The following is a 21,945-nucleotide window of genomic DNA, read 5'->3' as shown; positions in this document are numbered from 1 at the left end:
CTGACCGTTACGGCCGTAACGCACGGCTGGTGCGACGTCAGGCCAGCCACTCCCTCGCCGCCGCGACGAGCAGCTCGACGCCGAGGTCGAGGGTCGGCTCCGGCACGGGGGCGAAGTACGGCGAGTGGTTCGGCGCGACGCCGTCGGGCAGGCTGCCCAACCCGGTGGCGCGGGACAGGTCGAAGTCCGCGTAGAGCGACGCCGCGAAACCGCCGAGGTTCCAGTAGACGAGCGGGACGCCTGCGGCGGTGGCGAGCTCGCCGACGTCCTCCGAGCCCGGCAGCGGCGGCAGCGAGACCACGACCGGTCGCCCGCCGGCCGCCTCGATCCGGGTCCGCTGCTCCTCGAGCGTCCGCGCGAGCACGGCACGCGTGCGCTCGGACGCCGCGGGGTCGTTGACCGTGAGGTCGAACCGCGCGATCTCCTCGATCTCCGGCGGCGTGGGCGCGCCCGACGCCGCGGCCTCCGCGTCGACGATGCGGCGGATCGCCCCGTGCACCCGACCGCGCACGTCCTCGGTGAACGACCGCACGTTGAGGAGCAGCTCCGCCGTCTCGGGGATGATGTTCGACCGCGTCCCGGCGCGCACCGACCCGACCGTGACGACGGCCGACTCCCCCGCCGCGACCTCGCGCGACACGATGCCCTGCAGCCGCATGACCGTCGCGGCGGCCATGACGACGGGATCGACCGTCGACTCCGGGCTCGACCCGTGACCGCCCTTGCCGTGGAGGGTGACGCGGTAGGAGTCGGACGCGGCCATCGCCGTGCCGTCCGTGAGGTTGACGACGCCCACGGGCAGCGGCACGACGTGCTGGCCGAGCACGACGTCGGGCCGGCCGCCCGTCCGGTCGTAGAGCCCGTCGGCGACCATGGCCCGGGCACCACCGCCCACCTCCTCGGCGGGCTGGAACACGACGACGAGCGTGCCCGACCAGGTGTCCCGGTGCGCCGCGAGCGCCGCCGCCGCGCCGAGCAGGCACGTCACGTGCACGTCGTGCCCGCACGCGTGCATGGTCCCGGACACCTCACCCTCGGACGTCGTCGCGGTGTCCGTCGACGCGTACGGCAGGCCCGTGAGCTCCGTGACCGGCAGTCCGTCCATGTCGGCGCGGAGCAGGACGCGCGGGCCCGCCCCGTTCTCCAGCACCCCCGCGACGCCGGTGACGCCGATGCCCTCGTGCACGGCGTAGCCCCAGCTGCGCAGCCGGTCGGCGACGACGCCCGCGGTGCGGTGCTCCGCGAACGCGAGCTCAGGGTGGCGGTGCAGGTCGGTGTACACGTCGGTGAGCTCGGCGGTCGTGAGCGGTGAGGTCATGCACGCATGATCACCCGCTGCGGTACGGCCGTCCAACCGGTGCCGCAGGAGCCCGTGCTCGGACCAGGGCGGCGCGCCCCGTCGGCCGCGAGCGGCAGGGCACCGCGCACGCGAGGATGGGACAGGACGGACGCGAGCGCGAGCGAGGAGGCAGGGCGTGACGGACGGGGAGGATCGACTCGCTCGACACGTCGCCGAGGCGGCGGACGCGTGGTTGCGCGACCCGCTCGACGCGGGCGTCTACCGGCGGCTCGTCGCGGCCACGCTCGCGTGGCGCTCCCGCACCGTGCCCGACGGCGGTCCGGTCGCCCGGTCGGTCGACGCACCACCGCGGACGGTCGGCGACGAGGCCCGCGAGGACCACGAGAGCCGCGACGGCCATGGGGTGGCTGCCCTGCGCGACGACGAGAGGTATCTGCGTCCGGACCGCGCGCCGCGCCCGGTCGGCAGCGCGCTCGCCGACGTGGCGAGCCTCCTCAGGGCACGGTCGAACGCCACCCCCGGGGACACGGGCCCTCTGGACACAGCCCGCGAGGGCACCGCTCAGGTCGACGCGGCCGGGGTGGACGCCGACTCGTCCGAGGACTGACCGCGCGCCGGGCCCGTGCCGACGGTCATCCCGCGCCGCACGTCGGGGTGGGCGCGACGCCGGCGAGGCGGTCCTCGGTCCAGCGCAGCAGGTCGGGGACCAGCGGCGAGCCCGCGTCCACGAGACCCACGTGGTCCGCGCCGTCGTACCGGCGGTAGTCGACGGGCTGGCCCTGCGCGCACCGCGTGCCGACGTACGCGTCCTGCATGCCTGGCAGGACGAGCGTGTCGTCCGCTCCCTGCGCGACGAGCAGCGGCGCCGCGACGGGTCCGGTCGGGACGTTCTCCGCGAGGCGCTCCCCGAACGCGCCGGTCGTCGGATCGCCCGTCCACAAGGGCTGGTCCATGGCCAGCGCCTCCGCGACGGAGACGAGCGCGCCCGGCTCCGCGAGGCACCGCGTCGCCATCTCGTGCACGACGATCCGCGCGCCCGGTCGCACGACGTCGTACGGGTCCGCGTCCGGGTAGGCGGCAGCGTAGGCCTGCACCACGTAGGACGCGAAGATGCTGCCGCCGGGCACCGCCTCGAGGTGCTCGACGAGCGCGGGCAGGTCGCTCGCGGGGGCGAGCGCGGCGACACCTGTCAGCGGCACGTCGTCCGCGTACTCCGCCGCGATCTGCCCGGTCCACAGGGCGGCGTGACCGCCCTGCGAGTGGCCCCAGACGACGGTCTGCTCGCCGAGCGACACGTCCTCTAGCTCGCGGGCCGCGCGGACGGCGTCGAGGACGGACCGACCTTCCCCCTCACCGATGAGGTAAGGGTGGGGAGAGTCCACCCCGAGCCCCGTGTAGTCGGGGGCGACGAGCGCCCAGCCGCGCGCCAGCACGTCGTCGAGCAGGTAGAACGCACCGGACTCGAACGGCTCGTCGAGGACCGACGGCGCGCAGCCTCTCGCGTAGCCGGTCGTGCCGTGGGCCCAGGCGACCACGGGGGGCGGGGCCGCGTCGTCGGGCAGGTCGGGGAGCACGACGACGCCGCTCGCGACCGCGGGCTCGTCGTCGTCGCGCGTGGTCGTGTAGAGCACGCGCCACGCGGTGGCGCCGTCGGGGACGGCCCGCGAGAACGGCTCGGCGCGCACGAGCCGACCGGGCTCCGACGGGACGTCCGCGGGTGGGTCGTAGAAGGCGTCCGGACGGGGGACGCCGCTCTGGACCGCGACGCTCACCCCGGCGAGACCCGCTGCGAGCACGACCGCGACGATCGCCCCGGCGAGGCCGGCGCGGTGGCGCCCTTCGGGTGTCGCACCGGCGCCGCCCAGGCGCTCGTCCTCGCCCTCCCGGGAGCGTCGGACGCCGCTGGAGACGAGTCGCACCCCGAGGAGGACGAGGCGGACGCCGAGGACGACCGCGACGACGAGCACGGTCACGTCCGGCCAGGCGAGCGCGAGCAGGCCGAGGACGGCGCTCGCGACACCCAGCAGGACGAGCGTCCATCGCTCGGCCCCCCGCGCGAGCATCCCCTCGAGGACGTCGAGCGCACCGGCGGCGACGAGCCCGGCCCCGACCAGGATCGTCACGACGACAAGAGTCGGACCCGGCCAGAGCGCGACGGCGACGGCGAGCGCGAAGAACGTCAGCGCACGCGCGACGCGCAGCACGGGCGACCACCGCGACGCCGACGCCGCGCCCGTCGGGGAGCGGTTCTCGCCGACGAGCTCCGCGACGCCCAGCAGGAGCGACCCTGCCACGACCGCGACGACGAGCAGGGCGAGCGACGCGAACGGGCGCAGCACGACGACCGCGCCGACGATCACGCACACGATCCCGAGGACGACGGATACCCACGGGGGCACCCGGTCCCCCGCGTCGCGCAGTCGTGCGCGCAGCATCGCACCGAAGCGGGTCACGCCGTGAACGTACTGTCCGGGACGCGGGCCCGCCCGGCGAGGTGCCGCCTCGGCTCGCTGCGGTCACGACGCGGCCCTGACGGCAGCGCTCAGCGCCGCTGTCGGAAGGCCGCGCTTCGACGCGCAAGAAGTCGACGCATCGCTGCAAAGTTGCCACATCACCTCTTGTGCACGGCACTCGACCGGCCTAGGGTCTGCTCGACGACGGTGCGCGGTGGTGCGACCACGCGCCGACCGGCGGGTCAGCACGCCCGCCGGGCAGCACGGAGGCCCGCGCCTCCCGACAGAGACGGATCGACGATGATTCGCAGCATCCTCCACCCCAGCAACGCACCCTCTCGCCGCGTAGGACCCGCACCTGGCGCGGCACGCACGGCTCGCGCACGGCGCGGCCACGTCGCGACGACGGCGACCGCAGCGGCCGTCGCGCTCACGCTCGTCGCCGGCACGGCATCGGCGGCGCTCGCCCACGGGCGGCCGACCACCCCGGACCCGACCCCGGTGACGCGCGCCGCCGTCGACCCGGCTCTCGTCGACGGACGCGGGGCCGACGTGCCCTTCGTCGAGCAGGAGGCCGAGAACGCCGTGACGACCGGGACGGTGATCGGTCCCGGCCGCGACGCCTACACGATCGAGGCCGAGGCGTCCGGGCGTTCGGCGGTCCGGCTCATGGCGGGCCAGCACGTCGACTTCACGCTCCCTGCCGCCGCGAACGGCATCACCGTGCGCTACGCGCTCCCCGACGCCCCCGAGGGCGGGGGTATCCGGGCACCCCTGGACGTCTCGGTGCTGCGCGACGGCCGGAAGGTCGGCGTCGACCGCCGCATGACGCTCACGTCCGAGTACTCGTACCTGTACAACCAGTACCCGTTCACGAACGACCCGACGGCCGGCATCCTCCAGCCCGACTGGTGGGTCACCGAGTGCGCGTGCGTGCCCTCGCAGACGACGCCGGTCCCGACGTTCGACACCCCGTTCCGGCCCATGAAGTTCTACGACGAGCAGCGCCTGCTGCTCGGACGGACGGTGAAGGCCGGCGAGACCGTCCGGCTCACGATGCCCGCGGGCAGCGACGCCGCCTGGACCGTCATCGACCTGCTCGACTCGGAGCGCGTCGCGCCCCCGAAGATCCGCCTCCGCGCGGCCAACGCGCTGCTCTTCGGCGCCGACCCGACAGGCCGTCGCGACTCCGCCGACGCCCTCGACCGCGCGATCGCCTGGGCGAAGAAGCGGGACCTCGAGGTCTACGTCCCGCCGGGCGTGTACCAGGTGAACCGGCACGTGATCGTGGACGACGTGACGATCCAGGGCGCCGGGAGCTGGTACACGATCTTCCGCGGCACGGAGGTCGCGCTGGACGAGCCCGCCGAGGACGGGTCCGTGCACACCGGCGTGGGCTTCTACGGGAGGTACGCCGACGAGGGCGGCAGCCGCGACGTCCACCTGCGCGACTTCGCGATCATCGGCGACGTCCGCGAGCGCATCGACACCGACCAGGTCAACGGCATCGGCGGCGCGCTGAGCGACTCGACGGTCTCGGGCCTGTACATCCAGCACACCAAGGTGGGCCTGTGGTTCGACGGGCCGATGGAGAACCTCGTCGTCGAGGACAACGTGGTCGTGGACCAGATCGCCGACGCGCTGAACTTCCACGGCGGCGTCACGGACTCGGTCGTGCGGGGCAACTTCGTCCGGAACACGGGCGACGACGGCCTGGCGATGTGGTCGGAGAAGCTGCCGAACACGGGCAACGTGTTCGAGAACAACACGATCCAGTCGAACACCCTCGCCAACGGCATCGCGATCTACGGCGGCACGGACAACGCCGTGCGGGCCAACCTCGTCGCCGACCCGGTGCGCGAGGGCAGCGGGCTGCACGTCGGGTCACGCTTCGGCGCCGAGCCCTTCGCCGGGACGCTCGAGATCACCGACAACACCGCGGTGCGCGCCGGGACGTACGAGCTCAACTGGAACATCGGGCTCGGCGCGATCTGGTTCTACGCGCTCGACCGCGACATCGACGCCGAGATCACCGTGACCGGTGACCACTACCTCGACAGCACCTACAACGCGATCATGCTCGTGTCCGACTGGGGCGTGAAGGACCAGGTCGCGATCGAGGGTGTGGCGTTCAAGGACGTGCGCGTGGACGGGACGGGGACGTCCGTGGTCAGTGCCCGCGTCCGGGGCGGCGCGTCGTTCGAGAACGTCGACGCGCGCAACGTCGGCTGGGCCGGCGTGAACAACTGCGGGTCGTTCAACTTCCCGGCCGGCGGCACCGAGTTCACGCTGACTGACCTCGGCGGCAACGACGGCACGTCGCTCAGCCCGTGGGAACCGGGAACGGTGAACTGGCTCGGCCGGTTCGTGCCGAACGCTCCCTCGTGCACCGACCGGCCGCCGGTCGTCGCTCCTCCGGCGCCGTCGCCCTGGATCCAGCCGGTCGGCTGATCCGCGGGCCGCTGAGTGCTGGGTATCTGGTGGGGCCCTCTCCGTCACGGTGGTGATCTCCGTGACGGAGAGGGCATGGTGTCACTTGCTGTCGATGTGGCCGATCGGGGCGTTGCTGTTGCGGAAAGCCTCACGGGCGGAAGCCCAGCTGCTCTCATCGACGTGTAGCGCGGTGCGGAGGTAGGCGGTGCTCAGCCGCTGGATGATGGCAACCCGTTCCGGGTTCTCGTCGGTGGTCTCCGCGACTTCGTATCCGACGATCCCACCCAGTGCGTGCTCGGCGTCGTAAAAGGTGAGCAGGTCGGTGGCGCCGGGGCTGTGCGTATAGGCGTCGGTGAACCAGTCGGGTCCACGGCTGGACATCGTGGACTGGTCATGGTCACCGGCGACGACGAGAGTCGGCGTGGTCAGCTCGTGGAACGAAGGGCGCATGAACGGGAAGTTCGCCCGCGCGAACGGGTGCAGCTCATCACCGCCGAGACCGGTGGCGGCGAAGAGGATGCCCGCGGTGACGCGGCTGTCGGACATGTCCTCACCGACCTTGCCTTCCTCGTCGAAGATCCGTGCACCGAGCAGCGACTGTGCCGTCTGCCCGCCCCAGGAGTGACCGGTGACGGCAATCCGGCTGCGGTCGATGCGGCCGGCGAGGCCAGGGACGGCAGCTTCGATGGTGTCGAGCTGGTCAAGGATTCGAGCCAGGTCCTTGATCCGCTCGGTCCAGATCGTGGGGAAGACCGGGTGGTCGAACCCGAACCCGTTCCGTCGGGAGTCCAGGTGCGTGGGCTGGATGACGACGAAGCCGCGGGATGCCCAGAACGCGGTGAGGGGAGCGTAGCCGTCGAGGTTCCAGCCGTTGCCGTGGGAGAAGACGATGACGGGCAGGTCCGTCCTGGTTGCGGGTACTGACACGCGGACGTCGAGCGGGACATGCCGGTCCGCGGCGGACAGCGCCACTGGAGCGACGGACACGACCGGGCTACCGGCGCCGATGATGCCGTCCAGCGTGGCGACGAGCGATGAGAACATGGGTTCCCTTCCCGAGGAGTTCCGCTCTGCCATACTGCTTATCGGAGCGCTGCTCCGCAACATTACGGAACACCGCTCCGTTAAGCAAGCTCTGCGATCGACCTCGCGAGGAGGTACGGATGACCGTCACACAGCACGACGACCAAGCCGCTGGGCGATCACGGCCGGTCGGTCGTCCCCGTCGAAGCCAGCAGGCGCTTCTGGATGCGGCCGCGGCGGTGTTCGTTGAGTCCGGTGTCGATGCTCCGGTACGCGAGATTGCGACGAAGGCCGGCGTCGGGATGGGCACTGTCTATCGACACTTCCCGACTCGGCCCGAGTTGGTCGTCGCGGTCTACCGGCACCAGGTCGAAGCCTGCGCGGAGGCTGGGCCTCGGCTTCTCTCCGAGAGTGCGACCCCAGAGGCAGCGCTGCGGCAGTGGGTGGCGCTGTTCGTGGACTTCCTGGTGACCAAGCACGGCCTCGCCGGCGCCCTTCACGGTGACGATGCCGGATCAGACGCGCTGCACGCGTACTTTGTGGATCGCCTCGTTCCGGTCTGCGGCTCCCTCCTTGATGCGGCCCGCGCGGACCAAGGGCTCCCAGAACCACAAGCGCTTCTGAGCGGGTACAGCCTGTTGAAGGGCGTCGGGAACCTCTGCATCGGAGCCGCGAGCGACTCCGACTATGACGCAGATCAGCTCGTGCAGGCCCTCGTGTCCGGCGCGCTCACCCCCTACCCGACAGCAGTACGGGACACCCCGTAGGAGATCGGGTCGCAGAACGCGACGACGACGCGAAGCACCGCGAGAACGACGACACCGGATGTTCGCGGCGCAGCCAGGCCGCGATGTGTTGCGGAGACCAGTCCAGCTCGAGCCGCGTGAGATCTCCTCCCGCTCACGCGGGCTCAGGTGCCGTGGGGACCGTCTCGGCAGCGAGGGCGGCGGTCGATAGGGTCTCCCGGTGCACCTTCTCGGACCGGACGACGACGTCGTCGCGCACCTCGGCCACGTGCCGCGCCGGATCACCGTGGCCGGGGTGTCGGGATCGGGAAAGACGACGCTCGCGGGCCGGATCGGCGAGCGGTTGGCGATCCCGCACACCGACATCGACGGTCTGTACCACGGGCCCGGCTGGGTCCCGCGGCCGGAGTTCCTCGACGACGCGCGAGCGCTCCTCGCGCAGGACGCGTTCGTCACGGAGTGGCAGTACTCCGCGGCGCGCCCGCTGATCCTCGCGCGGGTCGATCTCCTCGTGTGGCTGGACCTGCCGACGCGCGTGACCATGCGCCAGGTGGTCGGGCGGACGGTGCGGCGCTCGGTCCGGCGTGAGGTGCTGTGGAACGGCAACGTTGAGCCGCCCGTGTGGCGGTCGATCGTCCGGGCGCCCGAGGAGAACATCGTCCGCTGGGCGTGGGCCACGCGGCACAAGTACCGCGACCTCCCCGACCGGGTGGCCCGGGAAGCCCCGCACGTCGCCCTCGTCAGGCTGCGCTCGCGCCGAGAGGTCGAGCGGTGGGTCAGACGGCTTCCGACGCGACCTGCCGCGTGAGCTCCTCGACGATGGGCACGTCGCCGTCGAGCCACTCCACGGCGTGCCAGTCCCCCCGCTCGAGCCACGCGAGCTCGTCGTGCTCGACGAGCGGCTGAGGCTCGCCGTCGACGACGCGCGCGAACCACAGCCGCATGACGTGGCGGTCCGTGATGACCCAGGTTCCGTGCTCCGGCCCGACGACCTCGTCGCCGAGCTCCACACGCACCCCGAGCTCCTCGCGGAGCTCACGGTGCAACGCCTCCTCGGGGGTCTCCCCCGGGTCGACCTTGCCGCCGGGGAACTCCCACCGTCCCGCGAGATGCGGCGGGCGGGACCGGCGTGCAGCGAGCAGCAGGCGCGGCGCGGCGAGGTCGTCGACGATCGCCGCCGCCACGACGAGTCTGCGCAGTGTCATAGGCGGAGTGTCGCACGTCGGCGTGTCGTGCCGGTGGCACGTGCGTGACGGACGACCTCGCTGTGACGGACGACCTTCGCCTCAGCGCAGGCCGGCGGCGCGGGCCCAGGCCACGGCCTCCGCACGCGTCGAGACGCCGAGCTTGCGGTAGAGGCTGCGCACCTGCGACTTGACGGTGTTGCGGGTGACGAAGAGCTTGGTGGCGATCTGCTCGAGGGTCACGTCCTCGGACAGGTTCGACAGGACGACGCGCTCACGGCGGGTCAACGGGGCGATCGGCTGCGGCGACGCGGCCAGCGGGAACGCCGACGGGCGGACCAGCTCGATGGTGCTCATGTTCTCCTCCAGATCATTCCCGGTCACGTCACACCCCTGACGGATCCGGTGTGGTGCTACTGGAAGAGATGGACCAAGGTCCCGTTCATGACGCGACTTTTCGCTCCGGAGTTGTCGCGCGCTCCCCGCGGCGCCGGACACGCTCGGCGGCGACATGTCGTCGCAGGTCACAGCGTCGAGGCGCTGTGCCCGACCGAGCTCGACGACAGGCCAGGGCCGCCGATCGCCGCTGGCAGACCCGCCAAATGACTGTGATCTACGTCACATCTACAGTGGCTGACGGTGCATCCGTACCGCACGACGCCGCCGCGAGCCACCGTGTCGGGGGCCCGCGACGGCGTCGCGGAGGGTCGCGGCTCGGACCGCGTCGGGCTCAGTCCCGCACGGTGACGGTGACCTCCGCGCTGCGGGCCGCTCCTGCCGCGTTGGTCAGCACGGCCACGTAGGTGTACCGACCCGGTGCCCTGCCCGAGACCGCGGTCGACGCCGCCTGAGCGGCCCCGCCCTCGCCCGGCACGAGCTCCTGACGATCGATCTCGACGCCGTTCTCGTAGAGGACGTACCCCGTCCCCTGCGTGCCCCACCACTTGTTCGCCGTGACCGTGAAGCTGCCGTCCCGGTCGTGGTTGTCGTGGGACAGCACGACCGCTCCGGGATTCGCGTCGGTGACGCGAACGGTGTGCTCGCCCCCGCACGGCGTCACACCGGCGGCGTTCGCGAGCTCGCACGTGTACGTGTACTCGCCGTCGACGCGGCCCGTGATCGGCACCGCGACGCGCTGCGCCTCGTTCCCGCGATGGTCGAGCGGCTGGGTGTGGACGAGCTCGCCGTCCTCGTACAGCCGCAGCGTGGTGGCGTTCTCGCCCCACCACAGGTCCACCATGACGGCGTAGTCGCCGTCCCGCAGGCCCGTGTCCCAGCCGTTGTCGTCGCTGATCCGCGCCTCCCCCGGCCTCCCTGCCGGCACGAGCACGTCGTGCTCGCCGACGACGTCGTTCACCTCGACGGTCACCGTCGCCCTGCCGGGTGCGACCGCCGTGACCTCGTGCGTCACCGGGTCGAGCGCGAGCACCGTGCCGCGCGGCGCATCCTGCGCGGCCCCGACGAAGACGGCGCGCCCACCGCCCCAGGCCGCCGAGACGGGCCACGCGACCGGGACCACGCGGTCGTCGTCCTGGAGGACGGTCGCGCTCACCGCGCCCGAGGCACCGACGGCGAGCTCCGCCGGGCCGGACACCTCGACCGAGTCGGCGCGGGCGTTGACCTCGACGGCCAGCCACTCGCCGTCGGCGGCGTCGCCGGTGCCGTCGTCCGTGCCCTCGTCCGCCCACCGACCCTCGGCGGGGTCGACGCCGAGCATCGTCCATCCGGTGAACCCGCCGTCGTCCGGCGTGCTCGCCGGGCCCTTGCCCGAGTTGCCGTTGACGACGTACGGGACGCCGTCCTCGGTCTTCGCGTGGAACACGCCCGCGTGGGAGCCGATGCTCGCGACCGACTTGCCGCTCGTCTCGCGGAAGTCCTCGAGCCAGCCGCGCACGACGTCGGCCTCGAGCCGGTCGACGAGCTGGCTCGCCTTCGTCGGCAGCGGGTCGTCCACCGGGTGGTGCGCGAGGACCACGACGCCGCTCACGGCGTCGTCCGACGCCGCGGCGTCGAGCTGCTCGCGGAGCATGCGGACCTGGGCGTGGTCGGCGTTGAGCGTGCCCGCGGCCGTGTTCAGCATGACGAGGCGTGTGCCCTCGACGTCCAGGTGGCGGGTCGTGTCGCCGAACTCGTCGACGAAGTTCTCGATCGATCCGCCCATGACCTCGTGGTTGCCCGGCACGTAGTACCAGGGCAGGTCGGTGCCGCCGAGCTCCTCGTCGAGGATCCGCCGCGCGAGGTCGAAGTCGGCCGGGCTCGCCTCGTCGACGAGGTCGCCGTTGATGACGAGCAGGTCCGGGTCCGCCGCGACGATCTCCCGGAGCGTGCGGCGCGCGCCCTCGACGGCGCCCGACTCCGGCGAGCGCGCGACGAACTGCGCGTCCGACATGATCGCGACCCGCAGCGGGGAGTCGTCCGTCGCGTTCTCCGCGACCACGACGTCGTCCTCGACGCGCGGGGCGTCGGGCGCCTCGATCGCGGGCGGGACGTGCGCACGCAGATCGCTGATCGTCATCTCCCCGGAGTACTGGGCTGCGGCGCGCGTCTCCAGGACGCGCACGCGCTGCAGGCGCAGCGGGAACTCGACGCCGGCCGGCACGGTGAACGTGACCTCCTGCCAGCCCTCCCACGAGACGTTCGGGCCGTCGAGCTGCGTGGTCACGCCGTTGCCCTGCTGGACCTGCAGCCGCAACCACGCGCCGCTCTCGTCGCCGTCGACCCACATCGTCAGCCGCTGGGGCTGCCCCGGGATCTCCCGGACGCCCTCGGGCACCACCGCGTACTGCCCGCGCGTCGCGGTCGACTGCGTGAAGTCGTACGACAGGCGCAGGCCCGCGGCGCCGTCGTGGCCCGCGGCGGGCGCGACGCCCCCGCCGGGCGCGCGGTCGTTCACGGCCTTCCAGGTCGCCGCGTCCGCGAAGTCGGCGACCGTCACCTGCTCGAGCGAGACGGCGACGGCGACCTGGGCGCGCAGGTCTCCGACCGCGAGGTCGAAGGTCGCCGAGCCCGACGGCGCGAGCGCCCGGACCGTGAACGTGCCGTCCGTGCCCGGGGCGGCGGGCTCGAGCGCGACGACGCCCTCTCCCCCGGTCACGACGACGTCGCGCGCCTCGACGGGGGCGGCGTAGCCGTCGGCGTCGTACCCGGTGATCGTGAGCGTCGCGGTGTCGTCCGCGTCGCCGAGCGTCACGACGGGCGTGTCGACCGCGACACGGTCGAGCGGACCGAGCACACGCAGGTCGTGCGTGCCCGTCGCCGCGCCGTCGGGGCCGCCGGTGGCCGTCACGACGACGCTGCCGGGGGCGGCGCCGGTGACGGTGCCGTCGGGCGCGACCGTCGCGACGGCGTCGTCGGTGCTCGTCCACGCCGCGGGTGCTGCGTCCACGGCCGCGCCGACCTCGTCGAACGCCTTCGCGGTGAGCGTGCGGTGCAGGCCGGGGAAGACGCGGCCGGCGTCGTCCGCGGCGAGCGCGGTCGCGACGGCGTACGCGTGCACCGTGCCCGAGCCCTCGCCGACGAAGAGGCCGAGACCGTTGGCGTCGCGCCGCTCGGAGCCGTCGGCCGGCGAGTTGAGGATCGTCGTCGACGCGTCGCCGGGCAGGCGCGCGTTCATCTGGCTCGAGCCGCCGCCGTCGAGGTTGATCGCGTCGTCGGCACCGAGCTGGCCCATGAGCTCGCCGAGCTCGGGCAGCGTCATGCCGAGGCTGTGCGACTGACGGCCGTCCACGACGACGAGGTACGCCGTCGCACCGTCCTCGCTGAAGCCGATCGCCGTGCGCGGGTGGCGCACGAGCGAGTGCCCGCCCTCCCAGGACGTGGGGTCGCCGTCCTCGAGCAACCAGTTGCCCTGGTCGCCGCCGATGGCGACGGCGACGTCGCCCGCGTCCTCGCGCAGCCCGTACTCCAGCGCGACCGTGTCGCCGGGCACGACCGTCGCCAGCACGCCCGCGGCGGAGCCCGGGCGCGCGACGACCGCACGCACCCCCTCGTCGAGCTGCCCCGCGCCGGGCTCGCCGACCGCGAGGACGGCACCGTCGGGGGCGATCTGGACCTCGACCCCGCGCTCGCCTGCTGCGAGGACACGGGTCCGCGCGTGGGCGCCCCACGCGGCGTCGAACACGGCGACACCGCCCGAGGGCACGCCCGTGACGTTGAGCCCGGCGACGGGGATGTCGGTGGCGTCGGCGCCCGTGCCGACCGTGATGCTGCCCTCGAGGAACAGCTCGGCGAGGCGACCGAGACCGTCGTCGCCGACGACGACGGACCGCTCGCGCCCCGGCGCGGCGGACTTGAGGAGCGTGCCGTCGTCGACCGCGGTGCCGAGCGCTGCGCCCGAGTTGTTGATGTCGAAGAAGTCGCCGTTCACGGCAGCGACGGCGCCGCGCGACTCGGCCATCTCGGTGACGGTCGCGTTCGCCGCGACCTTGTCCGGGCCCACGTACCCGACGCGCACCGCGTCGGACCCGAGCTCCGCGACGAGGACCTCGCCGCTCAGCCAGCCGTCCTCGCCGAGCCGCGTGAAGCTCGTCTGCTCGAGACCCGGCGCGATCGTGCGCTTCCCGACGTCGGTGACGATCGCGTCCCCCGCGTCGTCTAGAGCGAGCTCCCGGGGCTGCGGCCACGCTGCCGTGCCGAGGCCCGCAGCAACGGCGTGGTCGGTCGCTGCGGCGGGCCCGGTCATCGCCGCGGGGCTCACGCCGGCGGCCGCTGCCGGGGCGACGACGCCGGTGGTGGCCAGGCCGGCCGTGAGCAGCACCCCGGTGAGGCGGCTGCCTCGACGGCGTAGGGACAGATGGTCGGGTGGCGCCTGCGGCACCGTGTCGAGCGTCATCGCTGTGGTCCTCCGGTCGGGTCGTCCGTCGTCGTGTGGCAGAGACTTTCACAGCATGACAATGCTGTGAAGGTTTGCTTCATCGCGCCGCGCAGCGGGTGCAGGAACGAGCCGGCGGGCGCGTCCACAGCCTGCGACGCCGACCTTTCTGCCGGGAGACGCCCGGATGAACGACGAGGGCACCGCAGGCGAACGCGCCCGCGGTGCCCTCTGGCGACGACGACTCAGCCTGCGACGAGCGCGGCGTACCCTTCCGCGTCGAGCAGGTCGCCCGTCGCGACGACGTCGACCTTGAACAGCCAGCCCTCGGTGTACGGGTCGGAGTTGACGACGGCAGGGTCGTCGATCGCCGCCTGGTTCACCTCGACGACGGTCCCCGTCACGGGGGAGAAGAGCTCCGACACGGACTTGGTCGACTCGACCTCCCCCACGACGTTGCCGGCCGTGACCTCGGTGCCGACCTCGGGGAGCTCGAGGTAGACGATGTCCCCGAGCGCCTCGGCGGCCGTCGCCGTGATGCCCACGACCGCAGGGGCCGACCCGTCGATCCACTCGTGCTCGGCGGTGTACTGCAGGTGGGACGGGAACTGGGCGTCGGTCATGGTGGGCTCCTTCGGGCGGATGTGCGCACACGTGTGCACGGGTCGAGGTCTGTCGGTGCGGCGCGGGCCGCGAACTGTCAGGACTGCTGAGGACGACGGTAGAACGGCAGGGGCACGACCACCACGGGCTCGCCGCGCCCGCGGACGTCGACCGCGAGCTCCGTGCCCTCGGCCGTGAACTCGGGGCTCACGTACGCCATGGCGATCGGGTGGCCGAGCGTGGGCGACGGCGCCCCCGACGTGACGGTACCGATCCGGCGCTGCTCTCCCCCGGCCGCGGGCAGCACGACGGCGTAGCCCGCGCGTGCAGGACGGCGACCGAGCCCCTTGAGGCCGACGAGCACGCGCGCGGGGGGTGAGGCCTTGCGCGCGGCCAGTGCGTCCCGACCGACGAACGGCAGAGGCGCGCCGTCCGGGGTCGTCTTGTCCAGCTTCACGACCCGGCCGAGTCCCGCCTCGTAGGGCGTGGTCGTCGTGTCGAGCTCGTGCCCGTACAGCGGCATCCCCGCCTCGAGCCGCAGCGAGTCCCGCGCGGAAAGCCCCGCGGGCACGAGCCCGTGCGGCTCGCCGGCGGCGAGGAGGGTGCGCCACAGCGCCCCGGCCCGGTCGGCCGGCACGAACAGCTCGAAGCCGTCCTCGCCGGTGTAGCCCGTCCGGGCGACGAGCGCCTCCACGGGACCGTCCTCGGCCATCAGCACCACGCGCGCCGCGGCGTAGTACTTCATCGTGCGGACCGTCTGTACAGGATCGCCCTGAGCTGGGTCGACATCCCCGGCCACGAGTCCGGCGACGATCTCCCCGGCCCGCGGACCCTGCACCGCGACGAGCGCCGTCTCGCTCCCCCGGTCCGTCACGACGGCGTCGAATCCCCCGACCCGCGCGTCGAGCTCGCGCGCGACGAGCGGCGCGTTGCTCGCGTTCGCGACCACGAGGAACCGCTCCGCGTCCAGCCGGTACACGACCAGGTCGTCGAGCACCGAGCCGTCCTCGGCGCAGATCATCGTGTACCTCGCACGACCGGGCGTGACGGCGGTGAGGTCACCGACGAGCGCGTGGTCGAGCGCCGCTGCCGCCTGCGGGCCGGTGACCTCGATCTCGCCCATGTGCGAGAGGTCGAACAGGCCGGCCGCCTCGCGCACCGCACGGTGCTCGGCGAGGTCCGACGTGTAGCGCAGCGGCATCTGCCACCCGCCGAAGCTCGTGAGGCTCGCCCCGAGGGCGACGTGCTCGTCGTGCAGCGGGCTGAACCGGTCCGGCTCCCCCGCGGTTACCTGCTCGGTCGACTGCTCCGTCATCGTGTGGTCCTTCCTGGTCGCGTCAGTGCCGGTCAGTGCGCGTAGGCGTCGAGGGGCGGGCACGAGCACACGAGGTTGCGGTCGCCGCGCGCGCCGTCGATCCGGCGGACCGGCGGCCAGTACTTCCCGGCGCGCAGGCTCGCGACCGGGTACGCGGCGAGCTCGCGCGAGTACGGCTTGTCCCACGCGTCCGCGGTGAGCGCCGCGGCCGTGTGGGGCGCACCACGCAGCGGCGACTCCTCGACCGACCAGCGACCCGAGGCCACGGCGTCGATCTCGCCACGGATCGCGACGAGCGCGTCGACGAACCGGTCCAGCTCGGCGAGGTCCTCGCTCTCCGTGGGCTCGACCATGAGCGTCCCCGCCACGGGGAACGAGAGCGTCGGCGCGTGGAAGCCGTAGTCCATGAGGCGCTTCGCCACGTCCTCGGCGGTCACGCCCGTCTCGGCCGTGATCCCCCGCACGTCGAGGATGCACTCGTGCGCGACGAGCCCGTTCGGCCCCGTGTAGAGGACCGGGAAGTGGTCGGTGAGCCGGCTCGCCACGTAGTTCGCGCTGAGGACCGCGGTCTTCGTCGCCTCGGTGAGCCCGTCCGGACCCATGAGGGCGACGTACGCGTAGGAGATCGGCAGGATGCCCGCCGAGCCGTAGCGCGTCGCGGACACCGGGGTGCCCGACGGCGCAGCCTCCTCCCCCGGGCCCGTCGCCGCGGCCAGCGGGTCGCCGGGGAGGAACGGCACGAGGTGCTCCGCGACCGCGACGGGCCCGACTCCAGGGCCTCCGCCGCCGTGCGGGATGCAGAACGTCTTGTGCAGGTTCAGGTGCGACACGTCGCCCCCGAACTCGCCCGGACGCGCGAGCCCGACGAGCGCGTTGAGGTTCGCGCCGTCGATGTACACCTGGCCACCAGCCTGATGTACGAGGTCGCACACCTCGCGCACGTGCTCCTCGAACACGCCGTGCGTCGACGGGTAGGTGATCATGATCGCCGCGACGCGCGGGCCGTGGTCCTCGAGCTTGGCGCGCAGGTCGTCGAGCAGGATCTCGCCGTCGGCGGCCGTCGCGACGACCTCCACCTTCATCCCGGCGAGCGCCGCCGACGCCGCGTTCGTCCCGTGCGCCGAGGCGGGGATGAGGCACACGTCGCGCTCCGTGTCGCCCCGTGACACGTGGTACTCACGGATCGCCAGGAGGCCGGCGAACTCGCCCTGCGACCCCGCGTTCGGCTGGACCGACACCCCCGCGTAGCCCGTGATCTCCGCTAGCGCCGCCTCGAGCCCGCCGATGAGCTCCTCGTAGCCCTTCGCCTGGTCGGCGGGCACGAACGGGTGCAGGTTCGCGAACCCGGGCCACGAGATCGCCTCCATCTCCGCGGTCGCGTTGAGCTTCATCGTGCACGAGCCCAGCGGGATCATCGTGCGGTCCAGCGCGAGGTCCTTGTCCGAGAGACGGCGCAGGTAGCGCAGCATCGAGGTCTCGGAGCGGTGCAGGTGGAAGATGGGGTGCTGGAGGTACGGGGTCGCGCGTCGGGCCCAGGCGGGCAGCGTGTCGTCGCCCTCGGCGGCGGACGCGGCCCCGGTGCTCGGGCTGGGTCCGGCGACGGAGGCGGCGTCGGTGCTCGGGCTGTCCGCGCCGTCACCCTCCGCGATCGGCTGTCCGTCCTGGAGCGCGGCCTTGACGCCCGTCGCATCCGACGCGGCCCCCGTCACCTCCGAGGTCGGCTCACCCGTGGCCGAGGTAGTACCCCAGTTCGCCGAAGTAGTACCAGAGTCCGCCGAAGGAGTACCCCGGTCCGGCGAGGTCGCGACGCCGAACGATCGCAGCACGGTGGCGACGATGGCAGGGGTGGTGGTCTCGTCGCAGGCGATCTGTACGTGATCGGCGTCGGGGTTGTACAGGTTGATGCCCGCGTCGCTCGCGGCCTGCACGACCTGGGCTGCTCGGCCCGGGACGACCGTGCGGACGGTGTCGAAGAAGACGTCGTGCTCGACGGTGACGCCGCCCGCACGAAGGGCGTCGGCGAGGGAGACGGCGAGGGCGTGGGTGCGCTCGGCGATCGCGCGCAGACCGTCGGGGCCGTGGTAGACGGCGTACATCGACGCGACGATCGCCAGGAGGGCCTGCGCGGTGCAGATGTTGCTCGTCGCCTTCTCGCGACGGATGTGCTGCTCGCGCGTCTGGAGGGCGAGGCGGTAGGCGGTGTCGCCGTCGGCGTCGATCGAGACGCCGACGAGACGGCCGGGCAGCGAGCGCTCGAGGCCCTTGCGGACCGCCATGAACGCCGCGTGCGGGCCGCCGTAGAACAGCGGGACGCCGAAGCGCTGGGCCGATCCGACGGAGACGTCGGCACCCAGCTCGCCGGGCGAGGCGAGCAGCGTGAGGGCGAGCAGGTCGGCGGCGACCGTGACCAGCGCGCCGCGTTCCTTCGCCTCCGCGACGACGGGCTTCCAGTCCACGACACGGCCGGACGCCCCGGACTGCTGCACCACGACGCCGACCAGCGCCGCGTCGTCGGGCAGGTCCGTGGGGACCGCGCCGGCGGCGCGCGCCGCGTCGAGACCCGCCGCGAGACCGCCGGAGAGGTCCGCGACGACGACCGGCAGGCCGATGGCCCGCGCCCGACCCAGGGTGACGGCGAGCGTCTGGGGGAACAGGTCGGCGTCGACCACCACGTAGCCGGTCTTCGCGCGCGACGCGCGCCACATGAGGGCTACGGCCTCGGCGACGGCCGTGGCCTCGTCGAGCAGCGACGCGTTGGCGACGTCGAGCCCCGTGAGGTCCTCGACGACCTGCTGGAAGTTGAGGAGCGCCTCGAGACGGCCCTGTGAGATCTCCGGCTGGTACGGCGTGTAGGCGGTGTACCAAGCCGGGGACTCGAGTACGTTGCGGCGGATCACCGGGGGAGTGGTCGTGCCGTAGTAGCCGAGCCCGATCATCTGCGTCTTGACGACGTTCTTGTCCGCGAGCTCGCGCAGGTGGTCGAGCACCTCGGTCTCGGTCCGCGCCGCCGGGAGGTCGAGAGGTCGGTCGGCCCGGATCGAGGCGGGCACGGCGGCGTCGACGAGCGCGTCGAGCGACGCGTACCCGAGCTGGTCGAGCATCGTCTGCACCTCACGGCCGCGAGGGCCGACGTGGCGTGGGGCGAACGCGCCCGACGAAGCACCGTGCGGCGCGATCGGGTCGAAGGGCTGGGTCACGGGGACCTCCGGTGGCGGGGGACGACGAGTGGTCCCTCCCCGCTCTGTCATCGGACGCACGCGTCGACCTGAGAGTTTTGCCGGTCCGCCATGCCCTCACCAGGGCCGGGGCGCGCCGACTTGCACCGTCGGTGGGCTGCGCGTCGCCGGGGGTCCGACGGCGCACGGCCGCTTTCCAGAGTTGCCTCGCCTCGACGGTACGTGGGCCTGAGAGATTCCCGGGGAGGAACTTGCTCCTTCGGCGCCGGCGGTCACGAGGACCTGCCGGGCTCTCCCGTCGTGGTTCGGGCGGCACGGCGGCCCCGCCCAGTCGACGACGGGTGCGGGGCCACCGGTGAAGCATGAAGTTGTGGAGCCCATCGTACCGGCCCGCGCCGAGCCCGTACCCGGTCCGGGTCAGGCGGGCTCGGAGACCAGCTCGCGCTGCGCCGTCGGCTCCGCGACCTGGGCGACGGGCGCGGCATCGGCGTCGCGACGCGCCTTCTGTCGGCCGTGCGTGTAGTACAGGGGGAGCCCCGTCAGGAGGAGGCCGCCTACGAGGTTCCCGACGACCGTGGGGATCTCGTTCCAGACGAGGTAGTCCATGATCGTGAACTCGCCGCCGAGCAGCAGGCCCGACGGGAAGAGGAACATGTTGACGATCGAGTGCTCGAAGCCCATGAAGAAGAACAGCATCACGGGCATCCACATGGCGAGCGCCTTGCCCGGGACGTCCTTCGCGATCATCGCGCCGATGACGCCCATGGACACCATCCAGTTGCACAGCATCCCGCGCACGAAGAGCGTGAGCATGCCCGACGCCCCGTGCTCCGCGTAGCCCACGGTGCGGCCCTCGCCGATGTGCCCGATCGCCTCGCCGACCTCGTTGGGCGGGGTGGCGAACCCGTACGTCACGACGATCGCGACGAACACCGCGACCATGAAGGCCCCGACGAAGTTCCCGAGGAACACGAGACCCCAGTTGCGCAGGATGGCTCGCCAGGTGATGCCGGGACGCTTGTCGAGCCACGCGAGCGGACCGAGCACGAACATGCCGGTGAGCAGGTCGTACCCGAGCAGGTACAGCATGATGAAGCCGACCGGGAAGAGGACCGCGCCGAGCAGCGCCGAGCCCGTCGTCACCGTGATGGTCACCGCGAACGCGGCGCCCATCGTGAGGATCGCGCCGCCCATGATCGACCGGATGAGCGTGTCCCGCGTGGACAGCAGGACCTTGTTCGCGCCGGCGTCCACGATCGTGGGGACCAGCTCGGCGGGCTTGAGGTAGGACATGGCACGGCTCCGGGGGAGAGGTCGTCGGTGGCCTGCCGCGGTGCGGCGTGCCTCGACGCTACGAGCCGGGCGTTTCCCCGGCGTGTCCCTGCCCGCCCGGTCTCGTTACGGTCTTCGCTCACCCACGGCGGGCGGGCTGTGAGATCGGCGCGGGCTGCACGACGACGGACCGCACCGTGGCCAGCCGGCCCACCGCCCGCTCGAGCGCGCGTGTGCGGCGCTCGGTCGCGCTGAAGGTGACGTCGATGCGGCCGACGCGGCCGCCGTCGTCGGCCGGTCGGGTGGCGAGGGAGTCGAAGCTCACGCCGCGCGTGGAGAAGACGCCGGTCAGCGCGGTGAGCGTCCCGGGCCGGTCGTCGCCGTGCACGGTCGCGACCCAGTCGACCTCGGCCGCCGCGCGCTCGTCGGTCCGCGGTGCCGCCTTCGCGGGTGCCGCCTTCGCGGTCGGCTCAGAGGGCCGGGCTGGCGCGGCCGGCCGAGCGAGACCGGCCGGGCCGCCAGGCTCGCCCGGGCGGTCCGTGACGGCGGCGAGCATGTGCCCGACGCCGTCCGCCGCCTCGGAGAGTCGGCGCGCCTCGTCGTCGGGCAGGGGATCGAGGAGGACGCGCGTCCACCCCTCCGGTCCGAGGACGAGGGGGACGCCGAGCACGCCCCGGAACGGCTCGCCCGCTGCACCGATCGAGACCTCGCCGTCGAGGGCCACCTGGCCGGCCACGACGATCTCGCGCCCGTCGAGGAGCGTCTCCACGAGGTCGACCGTCGCGCTCGCCGTCCCCGCAGGGGTCTTGGCCCCGGACTGGTGCGTCATCCACGGCCGGGTGACCGTCCGCAGGTCGGCCGGCCACGTGTCGATGAGGTCGAACGCCGCGCCGATGTCCCGTGTCGCGACGGCGGCGAGCTCCTGCTTCGCCGCGGCGATCTCTGCGGGCAGGACGTCGAGCGGGCGGCCCCGGCGCAGGGACGCGACGGCGCGACGCCGCTCGTCGAGGTCCAACCCGCTCACGCGGACCGTCGACCACAGCGGCACGGCGTCCTCGCCGTGCTGACCGCCGACGAAGCCGCCCACGCGATGGCGACGCACCCCGAGCTCGACCGCGATCTCGCGGCGGAACCGCAGCGTGTCGAGCCACGCGCCCATCCCGAGGACCCGGTGCCGGCCGAGCCGCTCGGCCATGACGGCGACACCGAGCTCGACGGGGTTCGTCACGACGATGACGACCTCGTGCCCCGACCCGTACCGCGCGATCGCCTCGGCGTGCTCCGCGAGGACCGCGCGGTTCGTCGCCGCGAGCAGTCGGCGGTCCGGGTCCGCACCCGCACGTGCCGGAGCCGTGAGACCTGCGGCGACGACGATGACGTCGGCCACGACGTCGGCGGGGGAGTGGGCGACGTCGAGGAGGGGTGCGTGCTCGTCGTAGGCGTCGACGAGGTCGGCCCGCAGCCCGTGCACCGCGCGGGCTGACGCGCCGTCACGCCGTCCGACGAGCTGGAGGCGCGACGTCGGCGGCAGGACCCGCCGCTCGACGAGCTGCGTGCACACCTGGCGCCCGACGTCCCCCGTCGCACCGATCACCGCTACGTCCACCCGGGCAGCGTACGTCGCAGCCTC

The 21,945-nt window shown here is 73.0% G+C and carries 15 protein-coding genes and 1 riboswitch; of the genes, 4 read left to right on the top strand and 11 right to left on the bottom strand.

The genetic code is table 11. The features are described from left to right. Positions 1-37 precede the first annotated feature (37 nt). Complete coding sequence (locus AC4H2G_RS21000; RefSeq protein WP_494367680.1) at positions 38-1,318, bottom strand: amidohydrolase; 1,281 nt, start codon at positions 1,316-1,318, stop codon at positions 38-40. 157 nt (positions 1,319-1,475) lie between these two features. Here AC4H2G_RS21000 and AC4H2G_RS20995 point away from each other — a divergent pair, with 157 nt between their 5' ends. After that, positions 1,476-1,907: a hypothetical protein gene (locus tag AC4H2G_RS20995; RefSeq protein ID WP_494367679.1), complete on the top strand. Its 432-nt coding sequence runs from the start codon at positions 1,476-1,478 to the stop codon at positions 1,905-1,907. Positions 1,908-1,932: 25 nt separating this feature from the next. Here AC4H2G_RS20995 and AC4H2G_RS20990 read toward each other — a convergent pair whose 3' ends face one another. Then, complete coding sequence (locus AC4H2G_RS20990) at positions 1,933-3,753, bottom strand: lipase family protein (protein ID WP_494367678.1); 1,821 nt, start codon at positions 3,751-3,753, stop codon at positions 1,933-1,935. A 300-nt stretch (positions 3,754-4,053) separates the two neighbouring features. Between AC4H2G_RS20990 and AC4H2G_RS20985 the strand changes: the two genes are divergently transcribed. Beyond that, positions 4,054-6,204, top strand: coding sequence for a glycosyl hydrolase family 28-related protein (locus AC4H2G_RS20985; RefSeq protein ID WP_494367677.1), 2,151 nt, complete (start codon positions 4,054-4,056; stop codon positions 6,202-6,204). Positions 6,205-6,285: 81 nt separating this feature from the next. Here the strand turns inward: AC4H2G_RS20985 and AC4H2G_RS20980 are convergent, their stop codons facing one another. Next, on the bottom strand, positions 6,286-7,230 hold the full coding sequence (locus tag AC4H2G_RS20980; protein WP_494367676.1) for an alpha/beta hydrolase family protein: 945 nt from the start codon (positions 7,228-7,230) through the stop codon (positions 6,286-6,288). A gap of 119 nt (positions 7,231-7,349) precedes the next feature. On the opposite strand from AC4H2G_RS20980, the gene AC4H2G_RS20975 reads away from it, so the two are divergent. After that, positions 7,350-7,976: a TetR/AcrR family transcriptional regulator gene (locus AC4H2G_RS20975; protein WP_494367675.1), complete on the top strand. Its 627-nt coding sequence runs from the start codon at positions 7,350-7,352 to the stop codon at positions 7,974-7,976. Between the two features lie 199 nt (positions 7,977-8,175). Next, positions 8,176-8,763 (top strand): P-loop NTPase family protein, encoded by a 588-nt coding sequence (locus AC4H2G_RS20970; protein ID WP_494367674.1) that lies wholly within the window; start codon positions 8,176-8,178, stop codon positions 8,761-8,763. Here AC4H2G_RS20970 and AC4H2G_RS20965 read toward each other — a convergent pair. The 8 genes from AC4H2G_RS20965 to AC4H2G_RS20930 form a co-directional block, all read right to left on the bottom strand. Then, entirely contained in the window at positions 8,732-9,160 is a 429-nt protein-coding gene (locus AC4H2G_RS20965; protein WP_494367673.1) for a (deoxy)nucleoside triphosphate pyrophosphohydrolase, read from the bottom strand. The two genes, AC4H2G_RS20970 and AC4H2G_RS20965, sit on opposite strands and share 32 nt — an antisense overlap. An 81-nt stretch (positions 9,161-9,241) precedes the next feature. Beyond that, positions 9,242-9,496, bottom strand: a complete 255-nt coding sequence (locus tag AC4H2G_RS20960) for a helix-turn-helix domain-containing protein (RefSeq protein WP_251153023.1) — start codon at positions 9,494-9,496, stop codon at positions 9,242-9,244. A 373-nt stretch (positions 9,497-9,869) separates the two neighbouring features. Then, positions 9,870-13,970 (bottom strand): phosphodiester glycosidase family protein, encoded by a 4,101-nt coding sequence (locus AC4H2G_RS20955; protein ID WP_494367672.1) that lies wholly within the window; start codon positions 13,968-13,970, stop codon positions 9,870-9,872. A 224-nt stretch (positions 13,971-14,194) separates the two neighbouring features. After that, positions 14,195-14,572, bottom strand: a complete 378-nt coding sequence (gcvH, locus tag AC4H2G_RS20950) for a glycine cleavage system protein GcvH (protein WP_494367671.1) — start codon at positions 14,570-14,572, stop codon at positions 14,195-14,197. A gap of 77 nt (positions 14,573-14,649) precedes the next feature. Then, entirely contained in the window at positions 14,650-15,867 is a 1,218-nt protein-coding gene (gene gcvT / locus AC4H2G_RS20945; protein ID WP_494367670.1) for a glycine cleavage system aminomethyltransferase GcvT, read from the bottom strand. Positions 15,868-15,899: 32 nt separating this feature from the next. Then, positions 15,900-19,115, bottom strand: coding sequence for an aminomethyl-transferring glycine dehydrogenase subunit GcvPB (gene gcvPB / locus AC4H2G_RS20940; protein ID WP_494367683.1), 3,216 nt, complete (start codon positions 19,113-19,115; stop codon positions 15,900-15,902). Positions 19,116-19,249: 134 nt separating this feature from the next. Next, positions 19,250-19,351, bottom strand: a riboswitch (glycine riboswitch). Positions 19,352-19,460: 109 nt separating this feature from the next. Continuing rightward, the gene (locus AC4H2G_RS20935; RefSeq protein WP_494367669.1) at positions 19,461-20,336 is read right to left on the bottom strand and encodes a formate/nitrite transporter family protein; all 876 of its coding nucleotides are present in this window, start codon (positions 20,334-20,336) and stop codon (positions 19,461-19,463) included. A 118-nt stretch (positions 20,337-20,454) separates the two neighbouring features. Continuing rightward, entirely contained in the window at positions 20,455-21,921 is a 1,467-nt protein-coding gene (locus tag AC4H2G_RS20930; protein ID WP_494367668.1) for a lactate/malate family dehydrogenase, read from the bottom strand. Positions 21,922-21,945 lie beyond the last annotated feature (24 nt).

The sequence above is a fragment of the Cellulosimicrobium sp. BMG9.23 genome, from assembly GCF_059159985.1.
Note: the sequence above shows the minus strand (reverse complement) of the source record. Positions and strands in the feature narration are given on the sequence as shown.

What these genes read in the sequence shown, in the direction of transcription:
- AC4H2G_RS21000 (WP_494367680.1), bottom strand. Translation starts at nt 1,318, where the DNA reads ATGACCTCACCGCTCACGACCGCCGAGCTCACCGACGTGTACACCGAC.
- AC4H2G_RS20985 (WP_494367677.1), top strand. Translation starts at nt 4,054, where the DNA reads ATGATTCGCAGCATCCTCCACCCCAGCAACGCACCCTCTCGCCGCGTA.
- AC4H2G_RS20980 (WP_494367676.1), bottom strand. Translation starts at nt 7,230, where the DNA reads ATGTTCTCATCGCTCGTCGCCACGCTGGACGGCATCATCGGCGCCGGT.
- AC4H2G_RS20975 (WP_494367675.1), top strand. Translation starts at nt 7,350, where the DNA reads ATGACCGTCACACAGCACGACGACCAAGCCGCTGGGCGATCACGGCCG.
- AC4H2G_RS20965 (WP_494367673.1), bottom strand. Translation starts at nt 9,160, where the DNA reads ATGACACTGCGCAGACTCGTCGTGGCGGCGGCGATCGTCGACGACCTC.
- AC4H2G_RS20960 (WP_251153023.1), bottom strand. Translation starts at nt 9,496, where the DNA reads ATGAGCACCATCGAGCTGGTCCGCCCGTCGGCGTTCCCGCTGGCCGCG.
- AC4H2G_RS20955 (WP_494367672.1), bottom strand. Translation starts at nt 13,970, where the DNA reads ATGACGCTCGACACGGTGCCGCAGGCGCCACCCGACCATCTGTCCCTA.
- gcvH (WP_494367671.1), bottom strand. Translation starts at nt 14,572, where the DNA reads ATGACCGACGCCCAGTTCCCGTCCCACCTGCAGTACACCGCCGAGCAC.
- gcvT (WP_494367670.1), bottom strand. Translation starts at nt 15,867, where the DNA reads ATGACGGAGCAGTCGACCGAGCAGGTAACCGCGGGGGAGCCGGACCGG.
- gcvPB (WP_494367683.1), bottom strand. Translation starts at nt 19,115, where the DNA reads ATGACAGAGCGGGGAGGGACCACTCGTCGTCCCCCGCCACCGGAGGTC.
- AC4H2G_RS20935 (WP_494367669.1), bottom strand. Translation starts at nt 20,336, where the DNA reads ATGTCCTACCTCAAGCCCGCCGAGCTGGTCCCCACGATCGTGGACGCC.